This window comes from Burkholderia sp. Ac-20392, assembly GCF_017104585.1.
In the GTDB taxonomy this organism is placed as follows: domain Bacteria; phylum Pseudomonadota; class Gammaproteobacteria; order Burkholderiales; family Burkholderiaceae; genus Burkholderia; species Burkholderia lata.
In genome coordinates, this window is the sequence record NZ_JAAGPB010000949.1 from 1 (window position 1) to 1592 (window position 1592).

The 1592-nt window shown below is 69.0% G+C and carries 1 protein-coding gene; it reads right to left on the bottom strand.

Annotated features, from left to right (window positions below; translation table 11 throughout):
* Positions 1 to 210 precede the first annotated feature (210 nt).
* The gene (locus tag G3N99_RS40000; RefSeq protein ID WP_011353323.1) at positions 211 to 1173 is read right to left on the bottom strand and encodes a LysR family transcriptional regulator; all 963 of its coding nucleotides are present in this window, start codon (positions 1171 to 1173) and stop codon (positions 211 to 213) included.
* Between the last annotated feature and the right edge of the window lie 419 nt (positions 1174 to 1592).

Below are 1592 nucleotides of genomic sequence, written 5' to 3' on the forward strand. Positions count from 1 at the left end.
GCCCGATGCGGCGGCGACGGGCACCACCGCGCCCGACGGCGGCGTGGACGGGGACGTGCAGCCGGCGTTGAACGCGACGAGCGCGATGGCGGCAAGCAGCGTCCAGGAGCGCGAATGCGGACGAATCCGGTCGAACATGGAACCCTCGGCAGCAGTGAATTCGAAGGAGGCGACGGTGCCGGCGCAACGCGGCTGCCCGCCCCGGGCGCGCTATTGTCGCCGCGCGGCCGGCGGCTTGTCACCCGACAGGAAACCCTGACGCATCGCGCCGGGCCCGCCCCGGCCGGTCTTCCCGGCCTGTTCGAGGATGAACTCTATGAACGTCGACGTCGCGCGCGTGTGGTGCCGGTTCGGCATGTAGAGCATGTACATGTGCGTGCCGAAGATGCTGAGCCGGTACGCGTCGAGCGACGTGACGACCGTGCCGCGCCGGATGTCGTCCTGCATCACGTAGTCCGGCACGATGCCGACGCCGATCCCGCCGAGGATCGCCTGCCGCAGGAACAGGAAGTTCTCCGAAATCAGCGTGGGCTCGAGCAGCACCTCGTGGCGCTCGTCGCCGAGATACGCGGCGATCCTGAGCTGCCGGCCCATCACCGTCGCGGTCACGACGGGGGAGGCCGACAACGCGCCGAGGCTCGCCGGCATCCCGTGCTCGGCCGCGAAGGCAGCCGACGCGCACGCGACGTAGCGCACCGCGCCCATGTCGCGCGCGACGAGGTTCTGCGGCGGCTCCGGCATCACGCGCACCGCGATGTCGATCTCGTCGCGCATCAGGTCTTCGACGCGGTTCTCGAACACGACGTCGAGCACGATGCCCGGATGCAGCCGCTTGAACGCGAGCAGCCAGTCGGACATCACCATCTGCCCGTAGCCGCTCGGCACCGACAGCCGCACGCGGCCCTGCAGGTCCTGGCCGAGCGTCGTCACCGATTCCTGTGCGGCGAGCAGTTCGTTGCGGATGCGCCGGCCGTGCTCGTACAGCTTCAGCCCGATCTCGGTCGGCTCGATGCGCCGCGTCGTGCGCCGCACGAGCTGCTGGCCGATCGAGCGCTCGAGCTGGTTCAGCCGGTAGCTGACGTTCGCGCGGCTCATCTTGAGCCGCTGCGCGGCCTTGCTGAGATTGCCGGCGTCGAGGATCTCGACGAGCAGCGTCAGCGCGTTCAGGTCCATGCGGCGCGTCTCCTGTTCCGGCCCGTTTAACGGTTGGAAGCATTCAGTGTCAAGTCAGACTTGACAGCTTGTAAAAGCAGGAGGGAATTGTCAATGAATCTCGATCAATCGAGAATCGGGTCATGCCCGGCGTACGGCCGGATCTTGTCCCGCTTCGTGCGGGACCGGGGCCGGTGCCCCGGCGCCGCTTGCGTGGCCGCGAGCCACGAACCGGCGTTGCGCACCGGCCGCCGCGTCAAGGAGACACGATGAACTCACCCGCTTCCCCCACCAGCCCGGCCGGCACCGTCACGCGCGAACGGCGCGACAAGGTGCTCGTCGTCACGATCGACCATCCGCCCGTCAACGCGCTGTCCGCCGATGTGCGGCGCGGCCTTAGCGACGCGCTCGACGTCGCGCAGGCCGACGACGAGCGCGTC